This window comes from Kitasatospora sp. NPDC056783 (assembly GCF_042789895.1).
In the GTDB taxonomy this organism is placed as follows: domain Bacteria; phylum Actinomycetota; class Actinomycetes; order Streptomycetales; family Streptomycetaceae; genus Kitasatospora.
On record NZ_JBHUAF010000431.1, the window covers coordinates 1 to 7,045 of the forward strand.

The window sequence follows — 7,045 nt, forward strand, 5'->3', positions numbered from 1 at the left end:
GGCCGGGCGCCCCCCCGCACACCGGGGCCGCCCCCCACCCCCGAGCCCCGGAGCGAGGGGGCCGACCGTCCGTGGGGAGCCGTCAGCCGCGGGCGGCCCGCAGGAACTCCCGGTTCATCGCCGCGATGCTGGGCAGCGGGATGCCCTTGGGGCAGGCGGTGGCGCACTCGCCGGTGTTGGTGCAGCCGCCGAAGCCCTCGGCGTCCATCGCCGAGACCATGTTCCGCACCCGGGCGGCGCGTTCGGGCGCGCCCTGCGGCAGCACGTTGAGGTGCACCACCTTGGCGGAGGTGAAGAGCATCGCCGAGCCGTTGGGGCAGGCCGCCACGCAGGCGCCGCAGCCGATGCACTCGGCGTGCTCGAACGCGGTGTCGGCGACCTCCTTGGGGACGGGCGTGGCGTGCGCCTCGGGGGCGCTGCCGGTGGGGGCGGTGATGAAGCCGCCGGAGCCGATGATCCGGTCGAAGGCCGAGCGGTCCACCACCAGGTCCTTGACCACCGGGAAGGCCGCCGCCCGCCAGGGCTCGACGTCGATGGTGTCGCCGTCCTCGAAGTGCCGCATGTGCAGCTGGCAGGTGGTGGTCCGCTCGGGGCCGTGGGCCTGGCCGTTGATGACCATGCCGCAGGCGCCGCAGATGCCCTCGCGGCAGTCGTGGTCGAAGGCGACGGGCTGGTCGCCGCGGGTGATCAGCTCCTCGTTGAGGGTGTCCAGCATCTCCAGGAAGGACATGTCCGGGCTGATCCCGCCGACCTGGTAGGTGGTCATCGAGCCGGGTGCGTCCGGGCCCGCCTGGCGCCAGATGCGCAGGGTGAGGTTCATGCGTAGCTCCGCTGGGTGGGGTGGACGTGTTCGAAGCCGAGGTCCTCGCGGTGGAGGACGGGGGCCGCGCCGGTGCCGGTGAACTCCCAGGCGGCGGCGTAGGAGAACTCCTCGTCGCGGCGGGCGGCCTCGCCGTCGGGGGTCTGGCTCTCGGTGCGGAAGTGGCCGCCGCAGGACTCGGCGCGGTGCAGCGCGTCCAGGCACATCAGCTCGGCCAGCTCGAAGTAGTCGACCAGCCGGTTGGCCTTCTCCAGTGACTGGTTGAACTCCTGGCCGGTGCCGGGCACCTTGATCCGGCGCCAGAACTCCTCGCGCAGCAGGGGGATGCGCTCCAGCGCCCGGGTGAGCCCGGCCGCGTCGCGGGCCATCCCGCACTCGTCCCAGAGCAGTTCGCCGAGCTCGCGGTGGAACGAGTCCGGGGTGCGGTCGCCGTCCACCGCGAGGATCAGGTTGAGCCGGTCCTCGACCTCGGCCTCCACCTCGGCGAGCACCGGGTGGTCCGCGGGCACCGCGGGCAGCGGGTGACGGGCCAGGTAGTCGTTGACGGTGGGGGGCAGCACGAAGTAGCCGTCGGCCAGGCCCTGCATCAGCGCGCTGGCACCCAGCCGGTTGGCGCCGTGGTCGGAGAAGTTGGCCTCGCCGATCGCGAACAGGCCCGGGACGGTGGTCTGGAGGTCGTAGTCGACCCAGAGCCCGCCCATCGTGTAGTGGATCGCCGGGTAGATCCGCATCGGCACCCGGTACGGGTCCTCGGCGGTGATCCGCTCGTACATCTCGAAGAGGTTGCCGTACTTGGCCTCGACGGCCTCGCGGCCCATCCGGCGGATCGCGTCGGCGAAGTCCAGGTAGACGCCCTGGCCGCCGGGGCCGACGCCGCGGCCCTCGTCGCAGACGTTCTTGGCGGCCCGGGAGGCGATGTCGCGCGGGACCAGGTTGCCGAAGGAGGGGTAGATCCGCTCCAGGTAGTAGTCCCGCTCGTCCTCCGGGATCCGCCCCGGCGGCCGGTCGTCGCCCTTCGCCTTGGGCACCCAGATCCGGCCGTCGTTGCGCAGCGACTCGCTCATCAGGGTGAGCTTGGACTGGTGGTCGCCCGAGCGCGGGATGCAGGTCGGGTGGATCTGGGTGAAGCACGGGTTGGCGAAGTAGGCGCCGCGCCGGTGCGCCCGCCAGATCGCGGTGGCGTTGGAGTTCTTGGCGTTGGTGGAGAGGTAGAACACGTTGCCGTAGCCGCCGCTGGCGAGGACCACGGCGTCCGCGGTGTACGAGCGGATCTCACCGGTGACCAGGTCGCGGGCGACGATGCCGCGGGCCCGGCCGTCGACCACCAGCAGGTCCAGCATCTCGGTGCGCGGGTGCAACTCCACGTTCCCGGCGGCGATCTGCCGGGAGAGCGCCTGGTAGGCGCCGAGCAGCAGCTGCTGGCCGGTCTGGCCGCGGGCGTAGAAGGTCCGGGAGACCTGCACGCCGCCGAAGGACCGGGTGTCCAGCAGGCCGCCGTACTCGCGGGCGAAGGGGACGCCCTGGGCCACGCACTGGTCGATGATCTCCACCGACACCTGGGCCAGCCGGTGCACGTTGGACTCGCGGGCGCGGAAGTCCCCGCCCTTGACGGTGTCGTAGAACAGCCGGCGGATCGAGTCGCCGTCGTTGCGGTAGTTCTTGGCGGCGTTGATGCCGCCCTGGGCGGCGATCGAGTGGGCCCGCCGGGGGGAGTCCTGGAAGCAGAACTGGACCACGTGGTAGCCCTGTTCGGCCAGGGTGGCGCCGGCCGCGCCGCCGGCCAGACCGGTGCCGACCACGATCACGGTGTGCTTGCGCCGGTTGGCCGGGTTGACGAGCTTGGCGTCGAACCGCCTTTGGTCCCAGCGCTGTTCGATCGGCCCTTCCGGCGCCTTGGTGTCGGCGACCGCCGCGCCGACGGTGTAGTCGAGGTACGTGCTGCTCACTTCACCACTCCGGTCATCACGGCCACGGGGACGGACAGGAAGCCGGCCGTCAGCACCAGCGCCAGGCCGTTGGCGGTCAGCTTGAGCGCCCGGTCCCGGCGGGCGTTGTTGGCACCGAGGGTCTGCGCGGCGCTCCAGAACCCGTGCCGGATGTGCAGGCCGACGGCGAGCATCGCGAGGACGTAGAACACGTCGACGTACCAGCGGCCGAAGGAGGCCACGATGTTCTGGTACGTCTGGCTGTGATCGGTGCCCGGGTTCACGGTCAGCGTGGTGAGGTCGAGGATGTGCCAGACGATGAACAGCGCCAGGATCACCCCGCCCCAGCGCATGGTCCTGGTCGCGTAGCTCGCCCGGCGGCGCCGGTGCGCGTACTTGCTCGGGCGGGCGGCGAGGTCGCGCCGGCTGAGCTGGTACGCGGAGACGCCGTGCAGCACCACGGCGGCCAGCAGGCCGGCCCGGGCGATCCACAGGAACCACTCGTGGCCCAGGAAGGGCCGGCCGATGGTGCGCAGCCAGGCCGCGTAGCCGTTGATGTCCTCCGGGCCGGCGAACACCTTGAGGTTCCCCAGCATGTGCGCGACCAGGTACAGCAGCATGGCCAGTCCGGTGACGGCCATGACCGCCTTCTTGCCGACGGTCGACCGCCACAGGGTCGCCAGGGTGGACGGATGCCGGCCCGTCCGTGTCGCGGTTGTCATGGCAGCAACGGTAGGGAGGGGTGTCAGGGTGCGTCCAAGACCTGCTGCGGCTCATGACGATAGGCGATGACTATCGATGCGTCCTATCCTGGCCGGGTGCAGCTCCAGCAACTCCGCTACTTCCTGGCCGTGGCCGAGACCCGGCACTTCACCCGGGCGGCCGAGGCGGCGCACGTCGCCCAGCCGTCCCTGTCCCAGCAGATCCGTTCGCTGGAACGGGAGTTGGGTGCCCAGCTGTTCCACCGCACCCGGGGGAACATCGCGCTCACCGACGCCGGGGACGCCCTGCTGCCGTTGGCCCGGCGCATCCTCGCGGACACCGAGAGCGCCCGGCTGGCGGTGCAGGAGACGGTGCAGCTGCGCCGTGGCCGGGTCCGGCTGGGCGCGCCGCCGAGCCTGTGCACCAGCCTGGTGCCGGACGTGCTGCGGGTGTTCCGGGGCCGCTACCCGGGGGTGTCTCTGGCGGTCCGCGAGGGCGGCTCGCGCGACCTGGTCGGCTGGCTGGCGGCGGGGGAGCTGGACCTCGCGCTGATCATCACCCGGCCGAGCGGCGAGCAGTCGTCGGCGCTCGCGGTGACCGAACTGCTGCACGAGGAACTGGTGCTGGTCGAGGCCGAGCGGCAGGCCCGGCGCAAGGTCCGGGTGGCGGAGCTGAAGGGCCGGCCGCTGGTGATGTTCCGGGAGGGCTACGACGTGCGCGAGGCGGCGCTCGCGGCCTGCCGGGCGGCCGGGTTCGAGCCGGAGTTCGCGGTGGAGGGCGGCGAGATGGACGCGGTGCTGGGCTTCGTCCGGGCCGGGATCGGGCCCGCGGTCGTCCCCGGTATGGTGGCCGCCCGCTCCGGCCTCGCGGTGACGGCCTTCGCCGGACCGGGGCTGGGCCGCACCATCGCCGTCGCGCACGGCCACGAAGTGCCGCTCACCCGCGCGGCGGAGGCACTGCACACCACCCTGCTGGCGCATCTGCGCGACGCCGCCCGGGCGGGTGAACTGCCGCCGGGCACGCGGCTGTTGCTTCCCTGACGTCGAGGGGCGGCCGTTGGTCGGCCGCGGTCACGGGGCCGGGTCCGGCCGGGGGCGGCGCTCCGCCGCGGCCCGCAGCAGCGCCTGGTGGGTCGGGGATCCCTCGTCCGCGGTCAGGACCACGAGTTCGAGGCGGTCGGCGCCGGGCACGACGTACGCGGTGTAGTCCAGGTCGAGCCGTCCGGCCCGGGGGTGGCGGAACCCGTGGCGGCCGGTGGCCGGTCCGCGGACGTCGTGCTCCTCCCAGAACGCGGCGAACCGGCCGCTGCGCGCGGTCAGGTCGGCCACGAGCCGGTGGCCGCGCTCGTCGCCCGGATCGGCGGCCAGCGCGTGGCGCAGCCGGCGCACGTTGCCGCGTGCCGTCTTCTCCCAGTCCGTGAGGAGCCTGGGCGCCCGCGGGTCGCAGAACACGAACCAGGCGAAGTTCCGCTGTTCGGGCGGGAGTTCGGCATAGTCGAGGAGCAGCCAGGCCTCGGCGTCGTTCCAGGCGAGGACGTCCCGCACGGGGGTGACCACGTGCGCGGGCCACGGGGTGAGCGAGTCGAGCAGCCGCAGGGTCGCCGCCGGGACGGCCGGGAGCGCGGTGGCGCCCGGCCCGGCCCGGTGCCCGGGGGTGCCGGCGGCGAGCCGGTGGAGGTGGTGGCGGGCGTCGGGGTCCAGGTGCAGGGCGGTGGCGAGCGCGTCCAGGACATCGGGCGACGGGCGGCGCTGGCGGCCCTGTTCGAGCCGGGTGTAGTACTCGGGGCTGATGCCGGCGAGCGCGGCGACCTCCGCCCTGCGCAGTCCGTTCAGCCTGCGGGCCGCGCTCCGGGGCAGGCCTGCGGCCTCCGGGGTCAGCCGGGCCCGGCGGGTGCGCAGGAAGTGGGCCAGTTCGGGGAGTGCCGCTGACGGTGCCATACGGCGAGTATCGGGCCGCGCGCGCCGCCGGGGGTAGCCCTGCCGGGGCCACCCCCGGCGGGGCCTGCCCGGAGCGGTGTCTCGTCGCGGTGCGCGGCCCCGGCCCAGACTGGCCGCCGAGGGCGCCGCGACGGCCGTACCGGCGCGTCCGCGGGTCCTCGTTCCCGTCCTCGTTCCTGGAGCCCGCCCGTGCCCGCACGTCCCGGCGAACCGCAGTCGCCGCCTTCCTCCCCGCCGCCGGCCGCCGACCCGGCCGCCCTCTCCTCTCCCGTCGCCCCGGTGCCCGTCCGGTTCGCGCCCCTGGTCGTGCTGAGCGCGGCGGCGGGTCTGGACGCCGGCGGCGTCGCCGTGCTCAACAGCGCCCTGCCCTCGGTGGGCGCGCGGTTCGGCACCTCGGCGCAGAACCTGTCCTGGGCGGTGACCGGCTACGCGCTCGCGTTCGCGGGGCTGCTGCTGTGCGGCGGGGCGATGGCGGACCGGCTGCGGCGCCGGCGGGTCCTCGTCGGGGGCCTGGCGCTGCTGGCGGCGGGCGCCGGGCTGGCGTTCGCCGCGCCCGCGTACGGGGCGGTCGTGGTGGGGCGGGTGCTGCAGGGGGCGGGGGCGGCGGTCACCATGCCGGCCGCCACCGCCCTGCTGACCGCGGTGTACGCCGACGGGCCGGCGCGCTCGCGCGCGCTGGGCGTCTTCTCCTCCGCGCAGGCGGGCTGCTACGGCGCCGGCCTGGTCCTCGGAGGCGTGGTCACCAGCGCCCTCGGCTGGCGCTGGGTGTTCGCACTCCAGGCACTGGCGGCCGTGGCCATCGCCGCGGCCGCCGCACGGTGGCTGCCGGCGGGCACCCGGCACCGCCGCGGTCCGCTGGACCTGACGGGCGCCGGCGCGCTGGTGGCGGCGATCACCCTGACCGTCCTCGGCGCGGACCTGGCCTCCCGCCCCGGCGGCGGCCCGCTCGCGGCTGTGACAGCGGCGGGCGCCGCCGCCACCGGATGGCTGTGGTGGCGGCGAGGCCGCACCCGCCGCGGGGACGCGGTCCTGCTGGACCGGGACCTGCTGCGCACGCGCGGCGTGCGGACCGCGGCCGTGGTGGCCGGGGCCTTCTACTTCTGCGTCACCGGCACGCTGTTCCTGCTGCCGCTCCACCTCCAGCAGGTGCGCGGCATGTCACCGGCCGCCTCCGGGCTCGCGGTCCTTCCGGTCAGCCTGGCCGTCGCCGGGGCCGCGCTGGTCTCCGGACGGCTGATGCGCACCCGCGGACCGCGTCCGGTCCTGGTGGTGGGCCTCCTGCTCACCGCCGGCGGCGTGCTGGTCTGGTGCCTGGCGGGGGAGCACAGCCCCTACGCCGGGCCGGTCCTGGTGGGGCTGGTCGTCACCGGCGTCGGGCAGGGCCTGGCGTTCCCCGCGATGACCGTCACCGGCCTGCGCGACGTGCCGGACCGGGCCCACGGCACCGCCTCGGCGGTCACGGCCACCGCCTTGCAGATCGGCAGCGGCATCGGCCCCACCGTTCTCGCCGGCCTCGCCCAGGCCGTCGGTGCGGCCGGACCGGGCGCGCTGTCCCTGCCCGGCCACCACCTCGCCTATGCCGCGGCGGCCGGCCTGCTGCTCCTCGTCGGCCTCCCCGCCACGGCCCGTCCCGGCCGGCGGAGCGGTGACTGAGCGGGGAG

At 74.8% G+C, this 7,045-nt stretch carries 6 protein-coding genes; 2 read left to right on the forward strand and 4 right to left on the reverse strand.

Translation table 11 applies throughout. The features are described 5' to 3' along the window. Positions 1-82: 82 nt before the first annotated feature. Genes ACFRMQ_RS35935 through ACFRMQ_RS35945 form a run of 3 tightly spaced genes read right to left on the reverse strand, consistent with a single transcriptional unit; the run spans position 83 to position 3,467 of the window. Positions 83-820 (reverse strand): succinate dehydrogenase/fumarate reductase iron-sulfur subunit, encoded by a 738-nt coding sequence (locus tag ACFRMQ_RS35935; protein WP_380735020.1) that lies wholly within the window; start codon positions 818-820, stop codon positions 83-85. After that, a complete protein-coding gene (locus ACFRMQ_RS35940) occupies positions 817-2,766 on the reverse strand; it encodes a fumarate reductase/succinate dehydrogenase flavoprotein subunit (protein WP_380735021.1) in 1,950 nt (649 codons plus the stop codon). Before ACFRMQ_RS35940 ends, ACFRMQ_RS35935 begins: the two co-directional genes overlap by 4 nt. Next, the gene (locus ACFRMQ_RS35945; protein ID WP_380735022.1) at positions 2,763-3,467 is read right to left on the reverse strand and encodes a succinate dehydrogenase cytochrome b subunit; all 705 of its coding nucleotides are present in this window, start codon (positions 3,465-3,467) and stop codon (positions 2,763-2,765) included. The genes ACFRMQ_RS35940 and ACFRMQ_RS35945 overlap by 4 nt, the downstream gene beginning before the upstream one ends. 96 nt (positions 3,468-3,563) lie before the next feature. Here ACFRMQ_RS35945 and ACFRMQ_RS35950 point away from each other — a divergent pair, with 96 nt between their 5' ends. Next, positions 3,564-4,487: a LysR family transcriptional regulator gene (locus ACFRMQ_RS35950; RefSeq protein ID WP_380735023.1), complete on the forward strand. Its 924-nt coding sequence runs from the start codon at positions 3,564-3,566 to the stop codon at positions 4,485-4,487. A gap of 30 nt (positions 4,488-4,517) precedes the next feature. Here ACFRMQ_RS35950 and ACFRMQ_RS35955 read toward each other — a convergent pair whose 3' ends face one another. Continuing rightward, a complete protein-coding gene (locus tag ACFRMQ_RS35955) occupies positions 4,518-5,384 on the reverse strand; it encodes a helix-turn-helix domain-containing protein (protein ID WP_380735025.1) in 867 nt (288 codons plus the stop codon). 189 nt (positions 5,385-5,573) lie between these two features. On the opposite strand from ACFRMQ_RS35955, the gene ACFRMQ_RS35960 reads away from it, so the two are divergent. Next, the gene (locus ACFRMQ_RS35960) at positions 5,574-7,037 is read left to right on the forward strand and encodes an MFS transporter (RefSeq protein ID WP_380735026.1); all 1,464 of its coding nucleotides are present in this window, start codon (positions 5,574-5,576) and stop codon (positions 7,035-7,037) included. Positions 7,038-7,045: the final 8 nt, after the last annotated feature.